Source organism: Poritiphilus flavus, from assembly GCF_009901585.1.
Lineage (GTDB): Bacteria > Bacteroidota > Bacteroidia > Flavobacteriales > Flavobacteriaceae > Poritiphilus > Poritiphilus flavus.
Map to the genome: position 1 here is coordinate 437,878 of NZ_WXYO01000001.1, position 24,499 is coordinate 462,376.

The following is a 24,499-nucleotide window of genomic DNA, read 5'->3' on the forward strand; positions in this document are numbered from 1 at the left end:
TTGGGTACCTTTAAAGGAGTATTGATTTTGCTAGCTTTGGTAATAAGCCTCTTTTTGTTATGGGGGATATACTACCCTAAGCCCATAGATATCATGGAAGCGAAGCCTGAGGTCTATCTAAACGCGGAGACCCTTATTTCGCACTTTAAGAATAAGGACGAGAATTTTCTCGAAGCGGAGAAGATCGTCTCCATTGAAGGAACGATAAAGGAGATCAACAGTTTAAATAACCGAATGACCATCTTGCTGGAGGGCGGGGTTGACGAATCCGCCTGCGTAATTTGTGATATGCAAACCGACCAAACCAAGGGCCTGAAAAAATTTAAACCTAAGGACACTATAAGGCTAAAAGGAGTGTTCAAAGGTTTTTTAAAGGATGCCATTTTTTTAAATTGTGTCATTTCCCAAAGAAAAATCAATGAATAAATTGATCCCTATTTTCTTTCTGTTCCTTTTGTCCGGACAGCAACAACAAGAGAAAATCATTGCCCGGCAGGGAAGGGTGGCTTTTTTTTCATACACTTCAGTAGAAAACATCAAGGCAGAGAACAACCAGGTATTAAGCATCATAGATCTGAGCAACGACGAGATCGCGGTAAGCATGCTGATGAATGCCTTTGTGTTTGAAAAAGCCCTGATGCGCGAGCATTTTAACGAGAGTTATGTAGAGTCAGACATCTATCCAAAAGCTACATTTGAGGGAAAGATCATAGACTTTGACCCTGCTCAGGACGGGGAACAAACCCGGATGGTAAAAGGTACATTCTCCATGCATGGAGTTTCCAAAGAACTGGAAATAAAGACAAAAATTGAGAAGGTCCAGGGCAAGTACATATTATCCGGTACTTTCGAGGCCTTTGTCAAGGATTACGATATAAAAGTACCTCCTCTGCTGGCAGGTAATATTGCAAAAACCATTTCCGTGGATTTCAGATTTGAATATCAGCCTTATGAAAGCTAAAGAATTACTCCTGTATCTCTTCCTGGCCTGCGGCACCAATTCGATGTTCGCACAGGATCTTCTTGGAATACTCGATGAAGAACAGCAGGCTATCCCACAATACGCGGAGGCAAGCTTTAAGTTTTCGCGTATAGCTATAGGCCATTCCATAGAAACGCGAAAAAAAGGCATTCTGGATATTTTTGTGGCTAACCGCTTCTGGAATACCCCTGCAGACCGCACTCAGAGCTTTGTGGCAGACAGGCTAAGCACAAGGATCGCCCTGGAATACGGTATTTCGGACCGATTTATGATGGGTTTTGGAGGAACTACCTGGGATGGATTATTCGATGGTTTTCTCAAGTATAAACTGATCCGGCAGCAAAAAGGTAACAAAGGCTCCCCTTTTACAGTTACCCTCTTTCAGAACGCGAGCTATTTCAGTGAGGCTGTTTCCAACCCTGCGGTTGAGGACGATCTCTCGGACCGGCTTTCCTTTACCTCTCAGCTGCTTATCGCAAAAAAGCTCAGTCCGAATTTTTCACTGCAGATATCCCCTACCTTCATCCGCCGGGGAATGTCCTACTCCGAAGCGGACCCCCAAAATCATTTCGCTATAGGTTTTGGCGGAAGATATAAGCTGGGCGGACATGTTTCTTTTGTCTCGGAGTACTATTACACCACTAACCCCATTGAGTCCTTTGACACCTACGGGCCTTTTGCCCTGGGAGTAAATTGGGAAATCGGAGATGTGATGTTGCAGTTTATGCTTACCAATGCCGTCAACATGGTGGAAGACGCCTTTATAGCCCAAACCAGGAACAATTTCAATTTCAGAAACCCCAATCTGAATTTCGGATTCAATGCCACCTATATCATTCATTTTAAAAGGGGTCTAAAGAACAAATAGACTTAGGTCCGTTGACGGATTCTTTTGTACTTTTTATCGAGGATCTTTGCCAGCCCTGTCTTTTATTAGACTTGTACGATAAAACGTACAAAACCCCCGACAAAGCCCCTAAAACTTTCGTGCATTTCATCGATGAAATCAATGTTTTCAGTCCTTCCGAGCTGGCACCTCTTCCGTTGGCTAATAAAAGTGGAGGATAAACGAGTATCTCTGGCAATGCCCCATTCCTGTCATAAATTTGACTTGATTAACCTTAACTTACAATTTATGAGGCAATTATTACTTTTTAAAGAAGCTTATAGAGAAGCTTTCAGAAATTTGGGGCATTACATCGTAAAAAACAGTTTCAAAGTCTATTTCTGGGCTTGCGCAGTATTGTTTGTTATCGCGCTCTATGCCTTTGCATACAGACTTTTTACGGGATTTATTTGGGATTAGATTAGTTATACTGGTAGAAAGCCCCTGGGACGTTGTCTCCGGGGCTTTTTTTATTACCCATGTTCAAAACTTAATACGAACGGAACCTGGGGAAAGCTTAAAATGGATATCTTCACTGGTCCAAATATACTGGCATGGAGATCAAATTGCTTAAGCCCAAAGAACTGACTTCCGAAACACAGGATCAACTTATGGGGCTGCTGGACCAGATCAGTCCTGGCAAAATTCCCTTAATGACTATGAAGCTGTTTGACCAACAAAATCCTCTTACCCTGGTTTACTGCCTCCTTGAAGGACAGGTGGTGGGTATGGCTTCCATGTGCACCTACAAAGTGCATTCCGGGTACAAGGGATGGATAGAAGATGTAGTGGTAGACCATCGGGCTCGCGGGAGGGGAATTGGCAGAAAGCTCATGGAAAAGCTTATTGAGGTGAGTAGGGAAAAAGGGCTTTCCAGGTTACTATTATTTACTGAAGATCATAGAAAGGCCGCGGTTCACCTTTACAAAGACCTGGGGTTCCAATTCAAGGACAGCCAGATCTATCAAATAAGAATGGACCAGCAATGATCAACAGCTTTTATCTTTGTACAAGATCACTGAATAAAACTCCTCATGGAATTCAAGAATTACCACAAAAGCTATTACGAGAGTTGGTTTAATATGTTATCCGAACTCTTCAAAGATTCTTCGGCTGACGAGATCCGGAAATCTCTGGACCAAACCATACAATCAGAAAAAGAAGAAGTGTTCTTCGCCGTTGAAAATGAAAGCCCGGTTGGGTTTATTACGGTTTCCCTCCGTACAGAATACGTTGAAGGTTGCACGAGCTCCCCGGTAGGCTACATAGAAAGTGTGTTTGTTCAGGCCGCTTTCAGAAAAGGTGGTGTCGCAAAGAAACTATTCTCACTGGCGGAGGCATGGGCAAAAAAGCAAGGTTGCCGTGAGCTGGGATCGGATACCTGGGTATGGAATAAGGATGCTGTTGCCTTCCACCTTAAGCTCGGTTTTAAGGAGGAGGATACCCTGGTACACTTCATTAAGGACATTCCCTGATCCTGGATCCCGGCGGATACCGTTAAGCCTTCCGGCATTGTTTCCGGTACCGAAACACTGCTGTTTTCATTATATTTATCTGAACATCTTAAGAATCCGCTAATATGAAAAAAACACTCCTCCTGTTATGCCTTATTCTGGCCGCAAACCTAAGTTCCCAAACCCCGACCCAAAAGGTTTCACATGTTCTGACAGACGGTAGTCCTTCCGATGAGGGCATGTCCGTAGAAAGATTAGATCGCATTGACAGCATGCTGAAACAGGCAATAGCTGCGGATCAGGTTCCCGGGGCCGTAGCCCTGATCGCCAGGAATGGCAAAATCGTTTTCCACCGGGCTTACGGAATGTCCGAAAACGCTACATCCAGCGCTATGAACAAGGACGCCATATTCCGGATCGCTTCCCAAACCAAAGCGATTACGGCAACTGCCGTTATGATACTTTGGGAAGAAGGAAAGTTCCGCCTGGACGACCCTGTTTCCAAATTCATTCCGGAATTTGCGGAGCCCCAAATACTGGATACCTTCAACGAGGCAGATAGCACCTATACTGCAAATACATCGGATAAGGAAATTACCATCCGCCATCTGCTTACGCATACTTCGGGCCTGGGGTACGGAGTCATTGACGGGGACGAGCGATTCCGAAAGATCTATCACAAGGCGGGCATTACGGATCTCTTTACTACGGAAGACATCAGCATTGGAGAAAGCGTCAAAAAACTTGCGGTATTGCCCCTGCATCACACTCCTGGAGAGACCTTTACTTATAGCGAAGGCCTGGATGTGCTGGGATACTTTGTTGAAGTGGTTTCCGGAATGCCTTTTGATAAGTTCCTGAGGTCCCGGATCTTCGATCCGCTTGGCATGAACGATACCTGGTTCTACCTCCCTGAGGATAAACACGCCCGACTGATCCCGGTACAGCATAAGAACGAGGGGAAATGGGAGAACTATCCCGTGACATTTTACGATCCGGATTACCCGAAGAAAGGCGCGATGAGATTTTTCTCAGGTGGGGCCGGACTTTCGAGTACTGTCAAGGATTACGCCATCTTTTTGCAGATGTACCTGAATGGAGGGGCGTACAACGGTACACGGATCTTGAGTCGTACCACGGTCCGAAGTATCATGGGGAACCAGATTGGTAATATCTGGGAGGATGGTCCGAAACACTACGGCCTGGCCTTTGGAGTGGTCAATGCTAAAGGACAGGATATGGGGGGTGAAGGCAGTATTGGCACATTCGACTGGGGCGGCTATTTCAACACCCAGTATTTTGCGGATCCCCAGGAGCAGATCATTGGCGTGTTGTTCAAACAAGTAAGGGGTGATTTCACTGATGATACCGGCTGGAAGTTCCGCCAGATGGTTTTCGCCGCGGTAGACGATTAAGGTTGCGATTATGACAATGCGTACTTCATTGCTTATTTGCTTCCTGATTTTCTTAAGCCAGTCTCATGGACAGGAACTAAATTTAAGTACTACGGACCAGGGCTTCCTGGTCACCGAGGGTGATAAGAAGGTTTTTTTCTATCAGTCCGCCACCAAATCGCAAAACGGCAAGTATCCCAGGGCCCATTACGTACATCCACTCTACGGTATGGACGGGCATATACTCACAGAGGACTTTCCGGAAGACCATCCGCATCATCGCGGGCTGTTTTGGGCCTGGCACCAGGTTTATATAGGTGATAAAAGGGTGGGAGATTCCTGGGATTGCAGCGATTTTATATGGGAGGTGTTACCGCCAAAAAGCAAAATCTTTCATGAAGGCATGCTGGAGATCCGCCTAAGGACGATGTGGAAGTCTCCTTTATGGACAGACGATAAGGGAGCCGTAATACCTTTTGTCATGGAGGACACTCGTATCCGGGTATTTGCCCAAACGGACAATTACCGCATCATCGATCTGGAAACATGGCTGCTGGCGCTGGAAGAAAATGTAAGGATAGGAGGCTCTGAGGATGCAAAAGGCTATGGAGGTTTTTCACTTCGTACTGTATTGCCACAGGATATCTCCTTTAGCTCAGGAGACAGCCCAGTAGCCCCAAAAGTAGAGGCTGTGGAGGCCCTTCCCTGGCTAAAGATCTCAGGAAGCCTGGCTAAGGACGGCAGTGCTGCTGGAATCGTTATGCTGTCCTATCAGCCGGACGAAAAAGGTAAAGAAAAGTGGATACTGAGAAAGGAGAAGAGTATGCAGAACATTCCCTTTCCGGGTAGGGATACGGTGAGGATTTCAGATAGTTCACCCACTTCACTGAAATACCGGCTGATCATCTACAAAGGCGACCTATCAACCGAAAAGATCGAGGCGATATACAAGCTTGGCCAGAACTAGAACCGGGCAGTTCCATATCCCAAAAAGCGAATTATGGGATGATTTCTGATTTTTTTATCAAAACTGTTTTTCAATTGCAGCCGTTGCCTTTACCTTGAGGTCATCAAAAAATCTATTAAAGAACATGGATAAGCCCTTTATTGCGGATAAGGAATTCAAAGGACAGGACTATACAAAAAACCGGCTTCCACTTGGGGAATACGAAAACTGCGTCTTTGTAAACTGTGATTTTTCGGATGGTTTTCTGGACAACAACATATTTCTGGAGTGCGAGTTTGAGGAGTGTAATCTCAGCAATGCTAACCTTAAACACAGTCAGTTCAAGGAGGTGGTTTTTCGAGGTTGTAAGATGATGGGATTGCGATTTGAGGATTGCAGTGACTTCCTGATTTCCTTCAAATTTGTCCAATGTAGCCTGAACTTATCGTCATTTTATCAGTTACCCTTAAGAAATACGGTCTTTGAGGATTGCAAGCTGTTGGAGGTGGATTTTACCGAGGCCGACCTCAGTGGGGCTTCCTTCAAAAGATCTGAATTGCACCAGGCTGTTTTTGATCAGACCGTATTGGAAAAAGCTGATTTTAGGGAGGCGGTGGGTTTTCAGATCGATCCGGAGCAAAACCGACTTAAAAAAGCCCGTTTTTCCAGGGATACAATAGAAGGGCTGTTAATCAAATACGATCTGCTTATCAGCTAGAACACCACCTGATTCGTTAAACCATAAACAAACTATTATGAGATTTCTTATTTATTGTTGTCTGTTGACCACCTTTACCGGCATGGGTCAGAATACCATGGAGTTCAAAGAAGGAATGGAAATGCCGCCTGCCAGCCTTAAAGAAGTGACCTGGATAGCCGGCCATTGGCAGGGAGAAGCATTTGGCGGGCTTGCAGAAGAGATATGGAGCCCTCCGCTAGGGGATTCCATGATGTTCGTCTTTAAGCATGTTGCTGATGGCAAGGTTACTTTCTACGAAGTAGGACATATCCAGCAAAAAGAGGCCAGCCTCATACTGCAACTCAAACACTTTCACGGCAGCCTGAAGGGCTGGGAAGAAAAAGATGAGACGGTAGATTTCAAACTCGTAAAGCTCGACGGCAACAGGGCGTATTTTGATGGTTTTACCATTGAATATATAGATGAGAACCACATGAATATGTATGTGCTTATAGATGACGGCAGTGGCTCTAAAGAGGTAGCATTTAATTACACAAGGCAATAAGGATTGGAAAGAAAGTGTTTGGAATGTGGAGCGGATCTCCGTGGCCGAATAGATAAGAAGTATTGCTCTGATTACTGTCGTAATGCCTTTAACAACAAATTGAATAAGGACTGTAATAACCTGGTCCGTAACATCAACAACCGACTGCGAAGGAACTATCGAATTTTGCGGCGTTTCCCACTAGTAAAAGGAAAGGCAACCACCACAAAAACCCGTCTGCTTGACAATGGGTTCGATTTTAGGTTCATCACAAATCTCTACACCTCCCGAAAGGGGATAACCTACTACTTTATCTATGATCTGGGATATCTTCCTTTGGAAAATGACCACTACATGATCGTAAAACGAAGGTAAATAAAAGCCTCAACCGCCATTTTGGGTTGTGGTCTTAATGCTTATAATAAAAGTTAGATTTTGCGAAGGTCTATTTCCAGTTATGCCCGCTCAGTTTCAGTGCGGCTATTACAACATCTTTCCGACTGATCTGCCCGACCAGGATATCGTTTTTCATAACCGGTAGCCTGCGGCGATTGTGTTTGTCAAAAATACCGGCTGCATCAAAAATACTGATGTTGTGAGGTATGGTTTGCACGTCTTTAGTCATGTACTTCTCTACGCTCTTGTCAAGGATGGGCTGATTGAAATACCGGCTTTCGGAGATTTGTTTCATACAGTCTGCCTCAGAGATCAATCCGACTAAAAACCCATTATCATCCAGGACAGGCCCCCCGGATATCCGGTTTTTGGCAAATAATTCCATCACCTCAAGAATGGACTGTTCAGGCCTAAATGTGGTTAACCTGGTGGTCATATAATCCTCAACGAGGATGGGGGCATCGTATTCTTTTTTCGTATCTGGTTTGGCCCTTCGACCTTGAAAACTCTTGATTGCCATACCGTTGTCTTTAATTAGGTTAATCTTAAATATACGATTTTTTTGCGAATTCCTTAAATAAAGTCGCCAAAATGCGCCAAACCTTAAGAATTTTATACATTTATGGCACAACTGATTTACATGAAAAAATTTACCCCCGTTATTAGCTTATTGCTTGTCATTTTAGCGATTTGCTGGAGCTTTTGGGACCTGATGCCGTCCTATAATCCGGATTCCGATCTTGCCGGTTCCCAGTTTTCCACAGACCGTGCTCTGAAACATGTGGAAAGCATTTCCAGAGTACCACATGGGGTGGGATTTCCGGGCCATAAGGAAGTTAGGGATTATATCGTAGGTGAACTGCAAAAAATGGGGCTTGAGACGGAGTTGCAACAAGGATATACCGCTGGCGACTGGGCAAATTTCTGTAGGGCGGAGAATATTCTGGCCAGGATCAAGGGTTCCTCAGACGGAAAAGCCCTATTAGTGCTTACGCACTACGACAGCAGTCCGCACTCATCTTTTGGGGCCAGTGATGCGGGAAGTGGTGTCGCTACCATTCTGGAAGGTATACGGGCATTTTTAGAAGATAACAAGAGCCCGAAAAACGATATCATCATCCTTATCTCAGATGCTGAGGAACTGGGCCTGAACGGAGCAGACCTCTTTGTAAATAAGCATCCCTGGGCCAAAGATGTGGGACTTGCACTGAACTTTGAAGCCAGAGGTAGTGGCGGGCCCAGTTATATGCTTATAGAGACCAACCGTGGCAACGCTAAACTCATTGAAGGATTCGTAGAAGCCAATCCCAGTTATCCTGTAGGTAATTCCCTGGCCTATAGCATTTACAAAATGCTGCCAAATGATACGGACCTGACCGTATTTAGGGAAGACGGGGATATAGAAGGTTTGGTCTTTGCTTTTATTGACGACCATTTCGACTACCATACCGCCCGGGACAGCTACGAGAGATTGAACCGCAATACCCTGGCGCATCAGGGAAGTTATCTTATGCCGTTGCTGTATCACTTCAGCGATGCGGATCTGAATAACCTCAAAAGCCTGGACGACTATATTTATTTCAATGTCCCTGTATTCAATTTGGTCATTTATCCCTTTGAGTGGATCTGGCCCATGTTTGCCCTGGCTGTGATATTTTTCGTCATACTCCTGGTTTACGGCTTTAGGAAAGGAGAATTGCAGGCGATGGAAATCGGAAAGGGTTTTATCCCGCTTCTGTTGGTCTTATTGATTAACGGTTTGGTCGGTTACTATTCCTGGGCTGCCTTAAAATGGCTTTATCCCCAGTACTCCGATATTTTACACGGATTTACCTATAACGGCCACAGCTACATCGCCGCCTTCGCATTCTTTTCCATAGCAACCGGATTTTGGTGCTATAACCGCTATAGAAAGGTTACAACAGCCAATCTTATGGTAGCCCCTATATTTATCTGGTTATTGATCTGTTTTGCCGTAGGGCGATTTTTACCCGGAGCCAGTTTCTTTGTGATACCACTCTTTGCCTTCCTGGCCTGTTTTATGGTAGTTATCAATCAAAAGGAGCCAAACCTGTATTTATTGACCTTCCTTTGTCTTCCTGCTCTCTGGATCTTCGCCCCATTCATCCAACAGTTTCCGGTGGGTCTGGGATTAAAAATGATGGTGGCAGCAACTGTTTTCACCTCACTCACCTTTTTTCTGATTCTCCCCGTATTTGGTTTTTATAAGAAAAAGAGCCGCCTGGCCCTGATAGGATTTTTACTTTTTATAGGTTTTATGGCAAGTGCGCATTTCAATTCCGGTTTCAATGAGGAAAATGCCAAGCCAAGCAGCTTACTCTATGTGCTTGATGCGGATAAAGGAACAGCCCAATGGGCCACTTACGAGCGGGTGCTGTCCGACTGGACGGCCCAATACCTTGGTTCAGACAAAAAGGTGCCGGAGCAACTGGCCGGAAATACGATCAGCAGTAAGTACAGCACAGGATTTACCTATGTGTCTCCTGCCCCGCTAAAAGAGATAAAAGCACCTGAGATAGAGAAAACCAGGGATACTATTGTAGAAGGTGAGCGTATTCTCGTGATTTGCGTCAGTCCGGAACGCCCGGTAAACCGCCTGGAAGTCTTTACCAATTCAGTACCTATTAAAGAGGCGTCTATCAATGGCGTTCCACTATCCAGCCACTTCCTTGAAAATCGCAAAGGAGGTAAGCTGGTCACACATTATGTCAGCAATAACGAGCAAACGGAATTGAAACTCAGCATACCGCCAGAACAACCTTTGGAAATGCTCTTATACGAGGCATCCAATGATCTGTTGTCCAATTCCCAGTTTTCAGTTCCTGCAAGACCCAAGGACAATATCCCTATGCCTTTTGTACTAAACGACGCCATTTTGGTAACCAAGACCCTTAGATTTGAGTGAGGCAATAGGAATACTGGGCTGTGGTTGGCTAGGATTCCCTCTCGCCAAAACACTGGTCCAAAAAGGATACACCGTTAAAGGCAGCACCACAAGCCCTGCAAAGACTGCACAACTCAAAGAGTCGGGGATAATCCCATATATCATCAAACTGGAGGAGGACAGTATTGAAGGTAATCCTGAATTTTTTGAGGGTCTAAAGACGATAGTAATTAATGTACCCCCGGGCCTGAGAGGAGGAAGTAGTTCCAATTACGTTTCCAAGATAATACAACTTGCCAAAGCCTTGCGAACTTCAGGGGTATCCCAGCTAATCTTTGTAAGCAGTACCTCGGTTTACGGCGATCTCCATGGGGAGGTTACCGAAGACTCCGTTCCCCGTCCGGTGACGGCTTCCGGAAAACAATTATTAGAAACCGAAGGTATTTTAATGGAGGATGCGCACTTTAAAACCACGGTTGTACGTTTTGGCGGACTTATAGGTCCGAACAGGCATCCAGCCAGTATGCTTTCCGGTAAAATGGATCTGAAAAACGGAGAGGACCCCGTAAATCTTATCCATCTGGACGATGCAATTCATATGATCGTTACCATACTGGAAGAGGGGTATTGGAACGACTTGTTCAATGGGGTATATCCAGACCACCCTGCGAAGCGCGATTATTATACTTCAGAAGCCCTGAAAAGAGGACTTGAACCTCCGAAATATGTGGAGAAAAGTGGCAAAATTCCTGGAAAAAGTGTAAAAAGTAGGAATTTTCTTAACAAAAAAGGGTCTTTTCTCACCCCTATCCGTAGTTAGTTCACCACGCTTATTTATGCTTTCACAACAAAAACATCGATAAACGGTTAAATTATATCGTTGATTTTCAGTCTTTTATCGACAAACTGTATCTTTGTATAAATATTTAATCCCAAAATGTCATGGAAAAATCAAGTTTAGGGGGGAGAATTTTAATGGAATTGGAAAGTCTAATCTCCCGAAGTTGTGCCAAGGGCAAGATGACGAAAAATTTCCAAAGCCTGCACGAGTTAATTTTGAAAAAGCATTACAATGCTGCTGACGTATCTATTGATTATCATCGCAAGAGGATTTCTATGGATATTGTTATTGACGATGCTTCGTATGATCCCAAAAAGGTGAATACGAACGTACCTACATTACACGCGAATCTCTTGTTTAAAAACTTATGCGATTTTTTGAAGTCGTGTTTGGAGACAGACAAAAAGAGCCTGGCGTTCTATGCTGGTATTCTGCGGTCCTTTGCACAAAAAGACGTTACCCTGACCGCGGTTTAAAAAGACAAACCGAAACCAATTTATACGAAAAGATGCCTTCGGGCATCTTTTTTTTGTTTACAGCCCAGGGTTTTAAGATTTTCTATATCTCCCGACCCAAAAAAAAACCGTAGTTTTGGCCCACTTAAATTAATGAGGATGAAACGGATAACTTTAAGTAACCCTTTAAAAGGGGCAATTCTGGTGACTTTTTTGATTTTGAGCAGTAATCTGCACGCTCAAAGTAATGCTGATCTTCAAAAGCACTACGAGGCTTATTATATGGAGATGCGATTACAGGGAGACGTTAACGGGGTGATCAGTGCGCTTACCCATCTGAATGTGCTGGCACCTTCACAAGAAAGACGTGACACCCTGGCCTACATCTATGCCAACAACAATCAACACTTGCAGGCACTGAATACCATTGGTATAGAGAAAAATGAATCAGATTCCGATCTGGCAGTACAGGTCAAGGCAATTTCCTTAAAAGCCTTAAGTCAACCTAAACGTGCCCTGGAACAATTTGAGGTACTGTATTCCCGGAATCCTAATGCCTATCTGGCCTATGAACTGGCCGACCTTAAGATACAGACCGGGGATAACCAGGGAGCTTCTGAAAACATAGAATATGGCATTACCAACTCCCAGGACGATATGAAATACGCTTTCTACGAAAGGCAGCAACCGTACGAAGTTCCACTGAAAGCCGCTTTCATCCACCTGAAGGGCCTGGTACAATACCATATGAATAAAGACGATATTGCCGGAGCCGTTGCCACCATAGATGAAGCCATTAAGATTGCGCCTAACTTCAACCTGGCCAGCCTGAGCAAACAGGCACTGGAATCCCGAAAAGATAGTCCGGAAGATAGTGAAAACCAGAATTAATGCAGGAGGCTACTTAGGCAAACCGGCATTGATACAATATAAAAAACAGGGTTAAAAGCACCAGCAGGAAAAGCGGAAAGCCATATTTGCCTTCCGCTTTTTTTGATTTCCTTTGATCTCTTCGCCTGTATTTCATAACATCATATTCAATTGGTATTATCACTGCTTTCCAGGAAGAATCGATATTTCCTCTTTGATACGGCTCCCTGTGCCCTGTAAAAGCCAATGGCCCCGGTATTGAATTCCGGTGTTTGCCACTGCAGCTGAAAACAGCCTTCCTTAACAGCTACTTTACGTAGTTCTTTAAAAATCTTACTGCCAACACCCATTCCCCGTATAATCTCTTTTAAATAAAGACAATCAAGATAGAGATAGGGTGCGGCATCCCAGGTTGAATACTGTACCATATAGGTGGCATATCCCAGCAATCGCCCTTCTGAAACTACGACCAGACAAGACAGTTTGGGTGATTTTCCAAAAAGATCGCGGCTTAAACGATCTGCCTTTCCATGGCCATAGTATTCCGCTTTTTCATAGGCCGCATGTGCTTCACACAATTGGAGTATCTGCGGAATATCTTCCTTCCTTGCCTTACGGATTGCTAAGCTAAGCTTCACTACTGCAAAATCTTTGCATCTTCAAGATAAGATTGGAAATCCGGGTTTTCAGGCCTTGAAAGCACATGGGTTATCCAGGCTTTTCGCTCATGGGCGAAAACCTCAATTTCCCAGATACAGACCAGCGCTTTGTCCGCAAAGGGCGAAGGCAAAATAGTAGCAGGGTTGTCGTAATCCGAGAAGTAGATCTCAGTTTCCACCATTTCTCCGCCTGTCCACCAGTTCAGCAGTATAAGCACCCCTTCTCTGGCTTCATGAACAATTACAAAGGCCTGTTTGTGAGTGGGCAGATCTGAATTCCCCGCTTGCTTAAGTAGTTCCGGCAAGGCTGCTAAAAAACTTGAATAGGTTAGCTCCGATTGAAACGAGTCGCGCTTCGTTATGGTGTACAACTTTACTCCCCAGCCAGAGATCTGCCTGCTTTCCCGGAAAGCAATTCTTCTGGTTTCGTATTTTTCCAATGTTGTTTTCATCTATCTTCCGGTTTAATGTTTTTGTATTTATCAATTAATGCTCTCAGTTCTGGCCCTGATTTTGGAGCCACTAATTTGCGTTCAGATACCGGGTACTTTTCCAAAAGCTTTGCGGGTCTGACCGGCCTCCGCTCAAAATTCCCACCACACCCTGGACATACGTTCTGAAACAGCTGGATGGCGCAGTGCTCGCAATACGTGCATTCAAAGCTGCAGATTATGGCCTCTCTGCTTGAATTGGGAAGGGCTTTACCGCAGTGTTCACAAGCTGATCTGATCTCCAGCATGACTATTTCAGGTAGCGTTCTTCCACGATCTCTTTATGCCAGATCTCATGACCTGCCACAGTAAAAGCCGCCGCCCTGGCTGACATGGCATTATCATTGGCCATACCTACAAAAGCCAACTGATCTTCGTCAAGGCTGTTCAGCAGGGAAACAGAGCTTCTCCTTTGGATCTCGTATTCTTCCAACAATGCTTCCCAGCTTTTTGAAGAAGCTCCTGAGGGAGCTATATAAATGTTCTGGTCAAAACCGGCGAGTGGCGTACTGTCTTTTCTTGCGATCCTAAAACAGCGGTACATAAAAATGCGTTCTGTGTCTATTAGATGTTGAAGCACTTCCTTAATGCTCCATTTATCCGCTGCATATCTGAAGTCCGTAGACGCCGCCGGGATCTTTTTAAAGAAGTTTGCCATATCTATTCCTCCCTGGGTAAAAGCGGCGATCAGATCCGCGGTTTCCGGAACCTTACATATGTAACGCCAGTAATAAGGGTCGTATTCAGTTTTTTTCAATTGTGATCGATTCATAACAGGAGTTTTAAGGTGAAATCGTTTAAAACCAAATATAGAAAGGATATGAACAAACATAAATTACTTAATAAGGTTATATTTAGTTTTTATATTATATTTGAATGTTTTTAATTATATTTCCTATTTTATGAATATTGATCATACAAACTGGCTAATATTAGAAGAGCTTCAGCGTAATGCCAGGGCATCTTTAAGAGAGATCTCACATAAAGTTGGGCTCTCCTCTCCCTCAGTGGCCGAAAGAATTCAAAAAATGGAGGACGCGGGTATAGTCAAAGGATATGCTGCCGCCCTCAATATGGAAGAGCTGGGTTATCCCTTAGGCGTTTATATCTCCATAAAGATCCGGTTTGGGAAGGTTGCTCAGTTCGAAGAATTTATTCCCACCGTTCCGGAAATATGCGAATGCCACAAACTTACAGGACATGACTGTATGCTGATGAAAGGTTATGTCAAAAATCCGAGGCACCTGGAAGACCTCAACGGCAGACTAACGGTTTACGGTGAATTGACCACTTCTCTTATCCTCTCTTCCATCATAGACAGCAAGGTATACCAGGGAGCATTTTGATCTGAATTCTATATCTTATTACACCTCTTACAAGATGAGAATTTCAAAAAGCAACCAAAAAGTTGCATATTTAAATTTATTGATTATATTTGCAACCATATAGTTGCATATTAATTTTTAAAACCTATAGTTATGAACGACGTAATCAGTAAAGAACACATTTTTGCACATCCTATCCAGAAAGTCTGGGATGCTATCTCCAGGGAGGAAGAGATATCTACCTGGTTCATCAAGGCCGATTTCAAAGCAAAGGCCGGATACCAATACACTTTCACCGCCAGCGAAGAGCAGAATTGCACTGAGATCACCGGGGTGGTTAAGCAGGCAGATCCCTACACGCTGATCTACACCTGGATAGTACAGAATACCAAGGCAGAGACCACGGTAAAATGGGCTCTGGAAGAAACCGCAGACGGCACCAAACTGTTGCTGGAGCATTCCGGGATTTCCAACTACGAGGGAGAAACCGCTGTGGCCATGTTCAGTAGTTTCAGTAAAGGCTGGGACAACTGTATCAGCGAACTCTCCGAGTATCTAAAGCAGGAAGTACATGCAAGATAATATCACAAGAATTCTGAAAGCAGTTGCAGACCCTACCAGGCGCGAGATTTTCCATGCCCTGGTAGTGGCCGCGACAGCTTTACCTATTACCCAAATTTCAAATCAGTTTGAGATCAGTCGCCAGGGAGTAACAAAGCACATTAAAACGCTTGAAGAGGCCGGACTGGTAGAGATTAACAGTCAGGGGCGGGAACGCTTTTGTATGGCCAACCCAAAACCGCTCAAACAAGTCAATCGCTGGCTGAAGTTCTATGAACAATTCTGGGATGACGCCATCGGGAATCTGGAAGACTACCTCGGGCAAAAGGCCTGAATATTCAGTTGTTAGCTTCTTCCTTGTTTACGAAGGTCGCTAAACCGTTAATAGCGCTATCCAGGTTCTTTTTAAAGACCCTTTTCCCGAATAGTGCTATAGCAAGCTTTTTAAATACGGATCTGGCCTCCCAATACACTTCGGTTTTTAGCCTGCAGGATGTGGAAGACCGCGGGGTAATGGTATAGAATTGATAAACAGTATCCACTATAGGAAGGCTTGTACTCATTTCACCATACACCAATTCACCGGGCTCCGCCTCTTTGGTCACAGTCACGAAATTCAGGTGCTTCCCGTTGATCACACAGATATGCTCTGTTCCGATACGGGTCACTTCATTCTCATTGAATTCAAATTTATCTACCCCTTGTACCCAATGATGGCGGTAGGTGTAGTTTGTAATATACTCCATAAGTACCGCTGCGCTTACTGTGAAGTCCGCTTCCTTAACAAGATCTGCTTCCTGTTCAAACCGCATTCTTGTACCTTCTTCAAAACTTCGCAAATTCAGCTGGTCCTGATCGATAATGGCGTAAAGATATTCCACCACACTATTGTCATAGTTATCCTGACCGCTCTCAAATCCAAAGATCTTGCTGGAATAGTCCAACGTCAGACCCACATCTTCAGCCAACGCCTTACTGATCAGGGCGTAATTGTCACTTTGGACGGAATTTTTTAGTAATCTGTGCGCCTCTATCACCTGAGGGCCAAAGGGCTTCCTTTGCCCCCTTACCTCAATAAAATTGAGCTCACTACTGTGGGCCACGATCTTCAGTTCCAGGTCCGGGGCTGTGGCACAGGCATTGCACGGACAAATGCGATTGGTCTCTAAAAGTTTCAGGTGACTATAGAAGGCGGTGAACATGGTTTCGATCTGTGCCAGGAGTTTTTCCTGGGAAGGGATCGCATCCTCCTTGTAAAAAAACAAGGCGTCTCCCTCTATTTCAGCCAAACGCAATCGCTGGGTATTCGCATCGATCAGCACCTCCAACAGTTCGGAAATCACATGCTGACTGTGAGCTATTTCCGTGGTTTGCACAAACTTGGTAAACCCGGAAATATCAGGAATGAAAAGTAAAGACCTCGACATATATTTGGTTCGGCTGACGCAGCATCCTTTCGGATCTTAGCGCCATGTAAGCATTTTCATTAGTCGGACAAAACCCTTAAAAACTACTTAATCCTCAAAAATAAGTTCAGTATCCAACTGGCTATTCACCACCACATTGAATTGATCACTAAGCGCATTATAGGCACTGATCAGTTCCAGCGCTGGTTCCTGTACCGCTATGCGATACTCGGCGGCGGCTTTCATCTTCAGGATAAAGGTCTTTAACACCTTTAACCTGCTCCTGACCTGTGGTATGTCAAAGCTCTCAGGAAACTGAGAAGCGGCCAGGGCATTTTGTTTTTCGAGCAGGTCTTCAATAGAGAGTACCAACTCCTCGTTATTTTCTACTTGATAAAGGGCATCAAAACCCGCTTCCAACTCATTGAACTCCGGCCAGTCTTTGAGCAGGACCCTGGCTTTGGCATTAATCGTGGTTCTTTTGGTCAGCGCGGAGCCGCTGAATTCCAGGTTTGGATCCACTATCGTTTCCCCCTCGATCCCTCCTTGCCTGCAATTCAGCAGGCAGATAGCAATTGCGCTTATGAAGAATAATTTACGCATTGGGCGAATGTACAAATTTTAATAAAAGCTATCTTTACCCGCGAATCCATTTAACGACATTTTAATGCAAAGAACCATCCTGATCTTAGGGGCCTGCGGACAAATAGGCACTGAACTTACGCTTGCTTTGAGGGAGCTGCACGGGAACGAACGAATTGTGGCGAGTGACATCCGTGAAGGGGGCGATAACCTGATGTCTTCAGGCCCTTTTGAACTTCTGGATGCAACCGCTTATGAGGCCATTGAGGATGTGGTGATGCATTATGAAGTGGAGGAAATATACCTTATGGCGGCCATGTTGAGCGCCACTGCGGAGAAGTTTCCCGAGCGGGCCTGGAACCTGAATATGAACTCTCTCTTTAACGTACTGAACCTGGCTAAGGAAGGAAAGATCGACAAAGTTTTCTGGCCATCCAGTATCGCTGTTTTTGGACCCAACACCCCAAAAGAAAATACGCCTCAGCACAGCCTGATGGAACCCAGCACCGTATACGGTATCAGCAAACAGGCAGGAGAACGTTGGTGCGCCTATTATCACAAAAAATTCGGTGTAGATGTGCGCAGTGTGCGTTATCCGGGACTTATCAGCTGGAAAACACTCCCCGGTGGGGGAACCACAGACTATGCGGTAGAGATCTACCGGGAAGCCGTTGCCAGCGGCAGCTACAATTGCTTTCTCAAAGAGGATACCGAACTACCGATGATGTATATGGAGGATGCGATAAGAGCTACAATTTCGCTGATGAAAAGTCCGTCAGACTCACTAACGGTTCGTTCTTCATACAACTTAGCGGCCATGAGCTTTACTCCTTCGGAAATAGCCGCAAGCATCCGGCAACAGCTACCGGAGTTCAAGATCAGCTACGAACCGGATTTCAGACAGGCAATCGCGGATAGCTGGCCTAGAAGTATTGACGACAGTAGGGCAAGGGAGGACTGGGGCTGGAAGCCCGAATTCGATCTTGAAAAGACCACAAAGGTTATGTTGGAAAACCTGAAGGGTGTTTGAATTAAGTTCTATTCCTCCTCTCTCTGATCCAGATCCTTTAATGCTTCAGCCTCTTCGTCTGGAAGTTCGGCAAAATCTTCCTGATCAAAATTGGCCATGGTCACTTCCAGTTTAGCACTGATCTTAACGAGGTATTTGGTATGCACAGTAGTGACTTCAACGGCCTCTATCCGTTCTCCTTTAGCATTTTTAAAGGTTATAATGTCATCATCGTCATACCCATCAGGATATCGCTCCACCAAAAGTTTCAGAACTTCCGGTGTGAGTTTTTTGTAATCCACTATGGCTCTTTTTAGGTTGTCCATGCTCAAAAAGGTTGGGCGTTAAGGATGAAAACAGTAAAAGAGAAATATATTTATTCGTATATGCGGATTTTGTATTTTAAAGTAAAAGAATTTTGTCCGGCCTTACAAGTGAGGCGGGAGATTATTGCAATTTATGGACTATATTTATAATTATATATTGACAATCAAATAGTTGAAATGAAGATTTTAAAGAAATTCATCCCGATTTTAGCACTTACCATCGCATATTTCGCTCAGGCTCAGATCAGCCCCGGGGTTTATATCGCTGGCAAACAAGGTGAAGCCGCAGCTACGATCAAAGAGTTAAAAGTAACGGATAACTATTTGATCCATACGGTCTACGAGAGCTCGCCGGCTAACTTTATCAAGACCAGTGGCGGTTATTACACCCTTGAAGGAGAAAAGATCAATGTTGCGCTGGAGTTTAATTCGGATTACGAGGCAGACGGCCTTAGAAAGATGTCCCTGGCCTACAAAAACTCAGACGATGGGCTGATCATAGACGGGCTTACTTATGTAAAGCAGCCCTCCAACAAGCAGGATCTGGACGGCCAATGGCTTTTCGGGACCCGCGGACCGGATACCGGGCAGGAAAGAAGGGACGATTCCAAGCCGAGAAAAACACTTAAATTCCTTTTGGACGGGCATTTTCAATGGATTGCCTATCACACGGAGACCTTTAAATTTTCCGGGACTGGTGGAGGGCTCTTTACTTCAGATCAGGGGAAATACATTGAAAATATCGGATTCTTTTCCAGGGATGATTCCCGCGTAGGGGCCAAACTCAGTTTTGATTATGAGATAGAGGGCAAAGACTGGCATCACAAGGGCAATAACAGTAAGGGGGAGCCTATGTACGAGATCTGGGCCAGGCGATAATAATCCTTAGCTGGGGTCTACATTAATGTCTGATTTCCCTCCCGTCTTCTTTAGCAGTCTGATCCTTTGGATCTCTATGCCTTTGTCTATAGGTTTGAGCATATCGTAAAGATTAAGAGCCACGATGCTCGCTCCGTGCATGGCTTCCACCTCTACCCCGGTCTTATAGTTTGTTTTTACTGTGATCAACACCTGGATCTCCAATCCGTTAATTTCGTAAGTAATATTGGTGTATTCAATCGGTAAGGGATGGCAGTCCGGAAGGAGGTCTGCCGTCTTTTTTACTCCCAACAGGCCTGCGGCCCTGCTCATTTCAAATACGTCGCCTTTAGGAACTTTGTTTTGCCTTATGGCCTGGATGGTATCCTCGCTGCTTACCAGCACAATAGCCTGGGCTACCGCGGTACGCAGGCTTATCTTTTTTTCGGTAATATCTACCATATTCAGGTATTAACTTTCCACTGATAGGAATCGTCTGCAAATCTTTCTTTGCCAAAGACCGGAACCTGGGCTTTGATCTCTTCAACCACATAATGCAGGCCGTCAAAAGCGGCCCTGCGATGAGGGGATGAAACCAGGACGAACAAACATATCTCCCCAACTTTAACTTCCCCCAGGCTGTGGAATATTTCCACTCCGCTCAACTCGTATTGCTGCAGGGCTTTGTCGCGGATCTCTTCAAATTTTGTCAGAGCCATACTTTCGTAAGCGGTGTATTCTATGGCCGCGACGGTCTTTCCATCGATCACATCGGCCCTCACCTGCCCAAGAAATATATCCTGCGCACCTGTTCCCGTCATTGCCTGATGCCGGCTTATGGACCGTGCAATAAGGTCCGGGGCAATAGCACCTGGAATAAACAGTTGATCGGTCTTCTCAGTTTCCATCGGTAAAATCCTTTAAAGCTAAGGTATCAAAGTTTTGGAAAAGCAGAAAATATCCCGAATTAGGTGAAAAGCTTTTGAAAAAGTATTCATAAATTCGCAGACCTATTTGGCCCCGTAGTTCAATGGATAGAATAGAAGTTTCCTAAACTTTAGATGCAAGTTCGATTCTTGCCGGGGCTACGAAGTAGACTCGCAACAAATGCGAAGCATTTGGAAAGCGCCGCTATAAATCGAAGCTGCTCCAGGCGCAGCCATGGGATTCTTGCCAAGGCTACCACGGCAGGCAGGTTTCCTCAATTAAAGATTTGATCCCAGGCGGCCCCCTGGAGAAATAATAGTGGCGCCAACCAGCTAACTTCCTCTCCAATTGAGCATCGGCTTTTGCCTCCTAATTCCATAATATAAAGCATAAAATATGCAAAAACAGCCTCTGAATCTGTAATTTTTTACGAGTCGCGATACGGCAAAACTTATGCAGGCATCTGCAAATGTGTACCAATCAGAAAGAAGTGGTACTTAGTTTATGAACTACTAAACTCAAAAAGTGAAGATCAGAACAAGTCTCTTTCTATTTCTTGTAGCGCATTGCATTCATGCCCAGCACATTGATGTAAAGGATTTTGGAGCGAAGGGTGATGGTTTTACTGATGATACCCAGGCCATTCAGACCGCAATAGACTCGGCATCCGCAAGACATAAAAAGCTTATTTTCTCAGAAGGTCAGTATCTGACCGGTATGATATGGTTACGAAGTAATCTTGAAATAGAACTACAGCAAGGAGCCACATGGAAGGCCATTCCCGAGCTCGCTCGTTACCCCGAGATTCAATCAGGTGCAGACCTGAGTCAGAAGGGTGGCTACACCATGAGCCGGCGCGTTTTTATCTGGGGAGATAATGTAGAGAATGTAGTCCTTTCGGGTAACGGAACCATCTACCCGAATGGAGATAAGCACCATGCGTTTCCGATGATGGAGGAAAACGGGGCAAAACGACCTTACGGGATCTACTTCCGAAACAGTACAAACATTTTGATTCAAAATCTACACCTTCGAAATTCCGCGTTTTGGATGATCCGTTTCTACTTGTGCACCGATATCCGAATAGATGGTGTCGACATTTATAATCATGCCAATACCAATAATGATGGTATCGATATTGTTGATTGCCACAGGGTTGTCATATCCAATTGCGTAATCGATAGTTCAGACGACGCTTTGTGCTTAAAAACAGAGGCGCCTTTTGGCACCGCAGAAGTTGTGATCAATAACTGTATCCTAAGTTCCACAGCCTCGGCGCTAAAGTTTGGAACCGGATCTTTTGGCTTTTTTAAAAGAATTACGGCCTCTAATATTGTAATCAGACCTACCCGAGCTGAAAAGATCATTCATAATTTACAAGTAGCTGAAGGAATTACAGGAATTGGAATTATGAGCGTTGACGGAGCAGACATTGAAGATTTGACTTTCTCCAATGTGACCATTGACGGTACGCTTGCACCAATATTTATCAGATTAAACCAACGGCACAAAGTGACCCATCAGGAATATGCCGATGTAAAAATAAGTCCGGGCACGATACGAAATATTTCTTTTTCAAATATTACTGCTTCGCGAAGTGGCCCTATTGCAGCTAATATTTCGGGTTATCCTGGTCATGATGTAGAGGGTATCTCATTCGATAACGTTCGTTTGTCTTACGGTCGTGCCAGCACTAAGGCCAAAGCAGCTGAGAAAGTTCCTGAAAATGACAGGGGATACCCGAATCCGATGATGTTCGGTGTAGACTTACCGAGTTATGGACTCTATTTACGGCATGCGCGCAATATTTATCTAAACAACGTTTCCCTTGTTCCTGCCAAAGGAGATCCCCGGCCGCCAATTTATTTAGAAGATGTCAACTTCTTTTATGCATCTCAAGTTTTTGATGATAAAGATCTAATTGGCCTAAAAGATATTCAAATGTTTTCCTCTAATGAGGTGGTATTCCATAAATGATATTATCCAAAATCAATCTTTCATTATCAAATTCACAACACTGACGCCAATACATTGAGGACTATCTAGAAAAGTTGTTGATTGTTTTTGAAATTTTAATATTTTAGTATTTACAAATCGTAAAGACATTGCACCATATCAATAAATCAGTAGAGCTTCTTGATAAATTGCGCAAGGGAGACAATCGTGCGTTTGAAGAGATCTATAATACCTACGCAGAAGATTTATTGCGCTACGGAATAAACATTCTTAGAAAGCGCGAAGTTGTCGAAGATATGGTTCACAATATCTTTGCTGATTTATGGAAAAAACGAAGTCAGCTAGAAATCAAGAATCTTCGTTCCTATCTTTTCCAGGCAATTAAATATCAAATATTCAATCATTTTAGAAGCAATAAACTCTCACAAGAAGACATCGGCCGTATTAATATAATAGACCTGTCCATAAATATTTCCAAGGATCTGGAATACGAGGAGCTCGAGAAAATTATCAGCGCCTGTATTGGTAAGCTTCCTAACAGATGTAAAGAGATCTTTATCCTGAGCAGATACCACAATAAATCCCACAAAGAGATTGCTGCTGACCTCGACATTTCAATACAGGCCGTTAAGAACCAAATCTCAAAAGCCATAGGGGTCATCAGAGAAGTACTCACCCAAAAGGAACTGATTGCTGCTTCCTAATTCCACTTACAAGACTTGGAAACAGGTCTATCCACTGACTTTTTTTGAATTTTCCATGGAGGAAGGTGTACCTCCAGCCGCATTTAGTTACTAGAATAATTAGACAGGGGCATTACCCGATTAATTATTAATAAATGGACAGGGAGGAAATACAGGTTTTATTCCAAAAATATATCGAAGGTTCATGCACTGAAGAGGAAATCCTCCTCCTGGAGAAGTTCCTTGAATCATACCAGGATAAAGGTGCAACTCATCAATTGGATATGTCTGATACCCTGTCCGGTTCTAAAGACCGGGTTTGGAAGCGGCTTATGCAACAAGAACCTGCGTCAAAGCCTAAGAGGACATATATGTGGCCTGTTTTGAAATATGCCGCGGTATTCCTGGCTATCGCCGGCACAACATTCTTCTTTTACAACTCCTTCAATTCCAGGCAAGAGATCCCGCAAGCAGTAAATAATGTGCTGGAAATTAATGTGGAATCAGTCCTTTTAAAAACAGAAACTGGTACTCAGGAATTGAATGAAATGGGACGTCAGGAGATAGTTTCGGTTGACGGCAAAGGCATTGCAAAACAAAGTGGTACGCGCTTAACATATGATTCTGATCAGAATTTAGGACGATTGGTGATGAATGAAATTATAGTGCCTCACGGTAAGACTTTTAGGGTAGAGCTTTCTGATGGTAGCAAAGTATTTCTTAATGCTGGCAGTAATCTTAAGTTCCCTGTACAATTTATGCCTGGTAGAAAACGCGAGGTCTACTTATATGGCGAAGCATACTTTGAAGTAGCACAAGATAGCAAACGTCCTTTTATCGTAAATACAGATCAGGTAGGAGTAAGTGTATTAGGCACGAGCTTTGTCGTCAATGCCTACAATGAAGTGCCAACACATGTGGTGCTTGTTGAAGGTAGTGTGGAACTGAGTTCGGAGGATCGGGATATGTCTCCGGTCAAAATTGTACCTGGCCAAAAAGCTGTAGCCGACATCGATTCTTTCTCGATTTCTGAAGTGAATACCGACGACTACATCGGTTGGATGAACGGTCAACTCTTCTTTAATAATGAAGATTTTGAATCGATAAGCCGAAAGATAGAACGAAAATACAACGTGCAAATTGAAAACCGCTTTGAAGCGTTGAACGCTACAAGATATCGCGGACGGTTTGACGATGAGACCATTATTGACCTTATGGACACCTTCAAGGAATCAGCAAATTTTGACTATTCCATAGAAAACAATCGGATAGTAATTCTAAAACCCAATTAATATGAATAAAAAAAGGACGGATGCGGCAACATCCGGCCTTTAAATCGATTTAAGTCAGTCTTGTATAACCAA

33 protein-coding genes and 1 tRNA gene are annotated in these 24,499 nt (G+C 44.2%); 24 read left to right on the forward strand and 10 right to left on the reverse strand.

All coding sequences use genetic code 11. The features are described 5' to 3' along the window. Positions 1-36 precede the first annotated feature (36 nt). The 11 genes from GTQ38_RS01745 to GTQ38_RS01790 all read left to right on the forward strand — a co-directional run bounded on the left by GTQ38_RS01745 (position 37) and on the right by GTQ38_RS01790 (position 7,260). The gene (locus tag GTQ38_RS01745) at positions 37-426 is read left to right on the forward strand and encodes an OB-fold protein (RefSeq protein WP_394350956.1); all 390 of its coding nucleotides are present in this window, start codon (positions 37-39) and stop codon (positions 424-426) included. After that, positions 419-961: a YceI family protein gene (locus GTQ38_RS01750; RefSeq protein WP_161433502.1), complete on the forward strand. Its 543-nt coding sequence runs from the start codon at positions 419-421 to the stop codon at positions 959-961. The genes GTQ38_RS01745 and GTQ38_RS01750 overlap by 8 nt, the downstream gene beginning before the upstream one ends. Further along, complete coding sequence (locus GTQ38_RS01755) at positions 951-1,850, forward strand: DUF5777 family beta-barrel protein (RefSeq protein ID WP_161433503.1); 900 nt, start codon at positions 951-953, stop codon at positions 1,848-1,850. The genes GTQ38_RS01750 and GTQ38_RS01755 overlap by 11 nt, the downstream gene beginning before the upstream one ends. A gap of 267 nt (positions 1,851-2,117) precedes the next feature. Continuing rightward, on the forward strand, positions 2,118-2,288 hold the full coding sequence (locus GTQ38_RS21150; protein WP_317169025.1) for a DUF6747 family protein: 171 nt from the start codon (positions 2,118-2,120) through the stop codon (positions 2,286-2,288). A gap of 134 nt (positions 2,289-2,422) precedes the next feature. Further along, the gene (locus GTQ38_RS01760) at positions 2,423-2,857 is read left to right on the forward strand and encodes a GNAT family N-acetyltransferase (protein WP_161433504.1); all 435 of its coding nucleotides are present in this window, start codon (positions 2,423-2,425) and stop codon (positions 2,855-2,857) included. A 45-nt stretch (positions 2,858-2,902) separates the two neighbouring features. Beyond that, the gene (gene aac(6') / locus GTQ38_RS01765; protein WP_161433505.1) at positions 2,903-3,343 is read left to right on the forward strand and encodes an aminoglycoside 6'-N-acetyltransferase; all 441 of its coding nucleotides are present in this window, start codon (positions 2,903-2,905) and stop codon (positions 3,341-3,343) included. A 104-nt stretch (positions 3,344-3,447) separates the two neighbouring features. Beyond that, on the forward strand, positions 3,448-4,737 hold the full coding sequence (locus GTQ38_RS01770) for a serine hydrolase domain-containing protein (RefSeq protein WP_161433506.1): 1,290 nt from the start codon (positions 3,448-3,450) through the stop codon (positions 4,735-4,737). 16 nt (positions 4,738-4,753) lie between these two features. After that, on the forward strand, positions 4,754-5,683 hold the full coding sequence (locus GTQ38_RS01775; protein ID WP_161433507.1) for a DUF6807 family protein: 930 nt from the start codon (positions 4,754-4,756) through the stop codon (positions 5,681-5,683). Between the two features lie 124 nt (positions 5,684-5,807). Then, the gene (locus tag GTQ38_RS01780) at positions 5,808-6,380 is read left to right on the forward strand and encodes a pentapeptide repeat-containing protein (RefSeq protein ID WP_161433508.1); all 573 of its coding nucleotides are present in this window, start codon (positions 5,808-5,810) and stop codon (positions 6,378-6,380) included. A 37-nt stretch (positions 6,381-6,417) separates the two neighbouring features. Then, a complete protein-coding gene (locus GTQ38_RS01785) occupies positions 6,418-6,906 on the forward strand; it encodes a DUF6265 family protein (protein WP_161433509.1) in 489 nt (162 codons plus the stop codon). Positions 6,907-6,909: 3 nt separating this feature from the next. Beyond that, a complete protein-coding gene (locus GTQ38_RS01790; RefSeq protein WP_161433510.1) occupies positions 6,910-7,260 on the forward strand; it encodes a hypothetical protein in 351 nt (116 codons plus the stop codon). A 70-nt stretch (positions 7,261-7,330) separates the two neighbouring features. Here the strand turns inward: GTQ38_RS01790 and GTQ38_RS01795 are convergent, their stop codons facing one another. Beyond that, the gene (locus GTQ38_RS01795) at positions 7,331-7,801 is read right to left on the reverse strand and encodes a CBS domain-containing protein (protein WP_161433511.1); all 471 of its coding nucleotides are present in this window, start codon (positions 7,799-7,801) and stop codon (positions 7,331-7,333) included. Between the two features lie 120 nt (positions 7,802-7,921). Between GTQ38_RS01795 and GTQ38_RS01800 the strand changes: the two genes are divergently transcribed. The 4 genes from GTQ38_RS01800 (at position 7,922) to GTQ38_RS01815 (ending at position 12,373) form a co-directional block, all read left to right on the forward strand. Then, positions 7,922-10,207, forward strand: coding sequence for a M28 family peptidase (locus GTQ38_RS01800; protein ID WP_161433512.1), 2,286 nt, complete (start codon positions 7,922-7,924; stop codon positions 10,205-10,207). After that, a complete protein-coding gene (locus GTQ38_RS01805; RefSeq protein ID WP_161433513.1) occupies positions 10,200-11,006 on the forward strand; it encodes an SDR family oxidoreductase in 807 nt (268 codons plus the stop codon). The genes GTQ38_RS01800 and GTQ38_RS01805 overlap by 8 nt, the downstream gene beginning before the upstream one ends. 236 nt (positions 11,007-11,242) lie before the next feature. Next, positions 11,243-11,503, forward strand: a complete 261-nt coding sequence (locus GTQ38_RS01810; RefSeq protein WP_238857745.1) for a hypothetical protein — start codon at positions 11,243-11,245, stop codon at positions 11,501-11,503. Positions 11,504-11,641: 138 nt separating this feature from the next. Beyond that, positions 11,642-12,373, forward strand: a complete 732-nt coding sequence (locus tag GTQ38_RS01815; protein WP_238857746.1) for a tetratricopeptide repeat protein — start codon at positions 11,642-11,644, stop codon at positions 12,371-12,373. Positions 12,374-12,519: 146 nt separating this feature from the next. Here the strand turns inward: GTQ38_RS01815 and GTQ38_RS01820 are convergent, their stop codons facing one another. The 4 genes from GTQ38_RS01820 to GTQ38_RS01835 are packed head-to-tail and all read right to left on the reverse strand — an operon-like array spanning position 12,520 to position 14,274. Beyond that, positions 12,520-12,990 carry a GNAT family N-acetyltransferase gene (locus GTQ38_RS01820; RefSeq protein WP_161433515.1) on the reverse strand — a complete coding sequence of 157 codons (471 nt, stop codon included), beginning with the start codon at positions 12,988-12,990 and terminating at the stop codon, positions 12,520-12,522. Continuing rightward, complete coding sequence (locus GTQ38_RS01825) at positions 12,990-13,463, reverse strand: hypothetical protein (RefSeq protein WP_161433516.1); 474 nt, start codon at positions 13,461-13,463, stop codon at positions 12,990-12,992. The genes GTQ38_RS01820 and GTQ38_RS01825 overlap by 1 nt, the downstream gene beginning before the upstream one ends. Then, positions 13,460-13,750 (reverse strand): DUF1272 domain-containing protein, encoded by a 291-nt coding sequence (locus GTQ38_RS01830; RefSeq protein WP_161433517.1) that lies wholly within the window; start codon positions 13,748-13,750, stop codon positions 13,460-13,462. Before GTQ38_RS01830 ends, GTQ38_RS01825 begins: the two co-directional genes overlap by 4 nt. Positions 13,751-13,752: 2 nt before the next feature. Continuing rightward, positions 13,753-14,274, reverse strand: coding sequence for a DinB family protein (locus GTQ38_RS01835; RefSeq protein WP_161433518.1), 522 nt, complete (start codon positions 14,272-14,274; stop codon positions 13,753-13,755). 130 nt (positions 14,275-14,404) lie between these two features. On the opposite strand from GTQ38_RS01835, the gene GTQ38_RS01840 reads away from it, so the two are divergent. From GTQ38_RS01840 to GTQ38_RS01850, 3 genes are all read left to right on the forward strand, one after another. Then, a complete protein-coding gene (locus GTQ38_RS01840; RefSeq protein ID WP_161433519.1) occupies positions 14,405-14,848 on the forward strand; it encodes an Lrp/AsnC family transcriptional regulator in 444 nt (147 codons plus the stop codon). Positions 14,849-14,980: 132 nt separating this feature from the next. Next, a complete protein-coding gene (locus tag GTQ38_RS01845) occupies positions 14,981-15,409 on the forward strand; it encodes an SRPBCC family protein (RefSeq protein WP_161433520.1) in 429 nt (142 codons plus the stop codon). Continuing rightward, positions 15,399-15,722 (forward strand): ArsR/SmtB family transcription factor, encoded by a 324-nt coding sequence (locus tag GTQ38_RS01850; protein ID WP_161433521.1) that lies wholly within the window; start codon positions 15,399-15,401, stop codon positions 15,720-15,722. The genes GTQ38_RS01845 and GTQ38_RS01850 overlap by 11 nt, the downstream gene beginning before the upstream one ends. Before the next feature lie 4 nt (positions 15,723-15,726). Here GTQ38_RS01850 and GTQ38_RS01855 read toward each other — a convergent pair whose 3' ends face one another. Continuing rightward, complete coding sequence (locus GTQ38_RS01855) at positions 15,727-16,815, reverse strand: DUF2652 domain-containing protein (RefSeq protein WP_161433522.1); 1,089 nt, start codon at positions 16,813-16,815, stop codon at positions 15,727-15,729. Between the two features lie 87 nt (positions 16,816-16,902). Continuing rightward, positions 16,903-17,397 (reverse strand): hypothetical protein, encoded by a 495-nt coding sequence (locus GTQ38_RS01860; RefSeq protein WP_161433523.1) that lies wholly within the window; start codon positions 17,395-17,397, stop codon positions 16,903-16,905. Between the two features lie 64 nt (positions 17,398-17,461). Here GTQ38_RS01860 and GTQ38_RS01865 point away from each other — a divergent pair, with 64 nt between their 5' ends. Then, on the forward strand, positions 17,462-18,406 hold the full coding sequence (locus GTQ38_RS01865) for an NAD-dependent epimerase/dehydratase family protein (RefSeq protein ID WP_161433524.1): 945 nt from the start codon (positions 17,462-17,464) through the stop codon (positions 18,404-18,406). A gap of 8 nt (positions 18,407-18,414) precedes the next feature. On the opposite strand, the gene GTQ38_RS01870 is transcribed toward GTQ38_RS01865, so the two are convergent. Beyond that, complete coding sequence (locus GTQ38_RS01870; RefSeq protein ID WP_161433525.1) at positions 18,415-18,711, reverse strand: hypothetical protein; 297 nt, start codon at positions 18,709-18,711, stop codon at positions 18,415-18,417. A 177-nt stretch (positions 18,712-18,888) separates the two neighbouring features. Here GTQ38_RS01870 and GTQ38_RS01875 point away from each other — a divergent pair, with 177 nt between their 5' ends. Continuing rightward, the gene (locus GTQ38_RS01875; RefSeq protein ID WP_161433526.1) at positions 18,889-19,590 is read left to right on the forward strand and encodes a hypothetical protein; all 702 of its coding nucleotides are present in this window, start codon (positions 18,889-18,891) and stop codon (positions 19,588-19,590) included. 6 nt (positions 19,591-19,596) lie between these two features. On the opposite strand, the gene moaC is transcribed toward GTQ38_RS01875, so the two are convergent. Both moaC and GTQ38_RS01885 read right to left on the reverse strand, forming a co-directional pair. Next, positions 19,597-20,031: a cyclic pyranopterin monophosphate synthase MoaC gene (gene moaC / locus GTQ38_RS01880; protein ID WP_161433527.1), complete on the reverse strand. Its 435-nt coding sequence runs from the start codon at positions 20,029-20,031 to the stop codon at positions 19,597-19,599. Positions 20,032-20,033: 2 nt separating this feature from the next. Continuing rightward, positions 20,034-20,477, reverse strand: coding sequence for a molybdenum cofactor biosynthesis protein MoaE (locus GTQ38_RS01885; protein ID WP_161433528.1), 444 nt, complete (start codon positions 20,475-20,477; stop codon positions 20,034-20,036). A gap of 108 nt (positions 20,478-20,585) precedes the next feature. On the opposite strand from GTQ38_RS01885, the gene GTQ38_RS01890 reads away from it, so the two are divergent. The 4 genes from GTQ38_RS01890 to GTQ38_RS01905 all read left to right on the forward strand — a co-directional run bounded on the left by GTQ38_RS01890 (position 20,586) and on the right by GTQ38_RS01905 (position 24,427). Further along, positions 20,586-20,657, forward strand: a tRNA-Arg gene (locus GTQ38_RS01890). A 364-nt stretch (positions 20,658-21,021) separates the two neighbouring features. Beyond that, complete coding sequence (locus GTQ38_RS01895) at positions 21,022-22,473, forward strand: glycoside hydrolase family 28 protein (RefSeq protein WP_161433529.1); 1,452 nt, start codon at positions 21,022-21,024, stop codon at positions 22,471-22,473. A gap of 128 nt (positions 22,474-22,601) precedes the next feature. Beyond that, positions 22,602-23,156 (forward strand): RNA polymerase sigma factor, encoded by a 555-nt coding sequence (locus GTQ38_RS01900; RefSeq protein ID WP_161433530.1) that lies wholly within the window; start codon positions 22,602-22,604, stop codon positions 23,154-23,156. Positions 23,157-23,290: 134 nt separating this feature from the next. Then, positions 23,291-24,427 carry a FecR family protein gene (locus GTQ38_RS01905; protein ID WP_161433531.1) on the forward strand — a complete coding sequence of 379 codons (1,137 nt, stop codon included), beginning with the start codon at positions 23,291-23,293 and terminating at the stop codon, positions 24,425-24,427. The last annotated feature ends 72 nt before the right edge of the window (positions 24,428-24,499 follow it).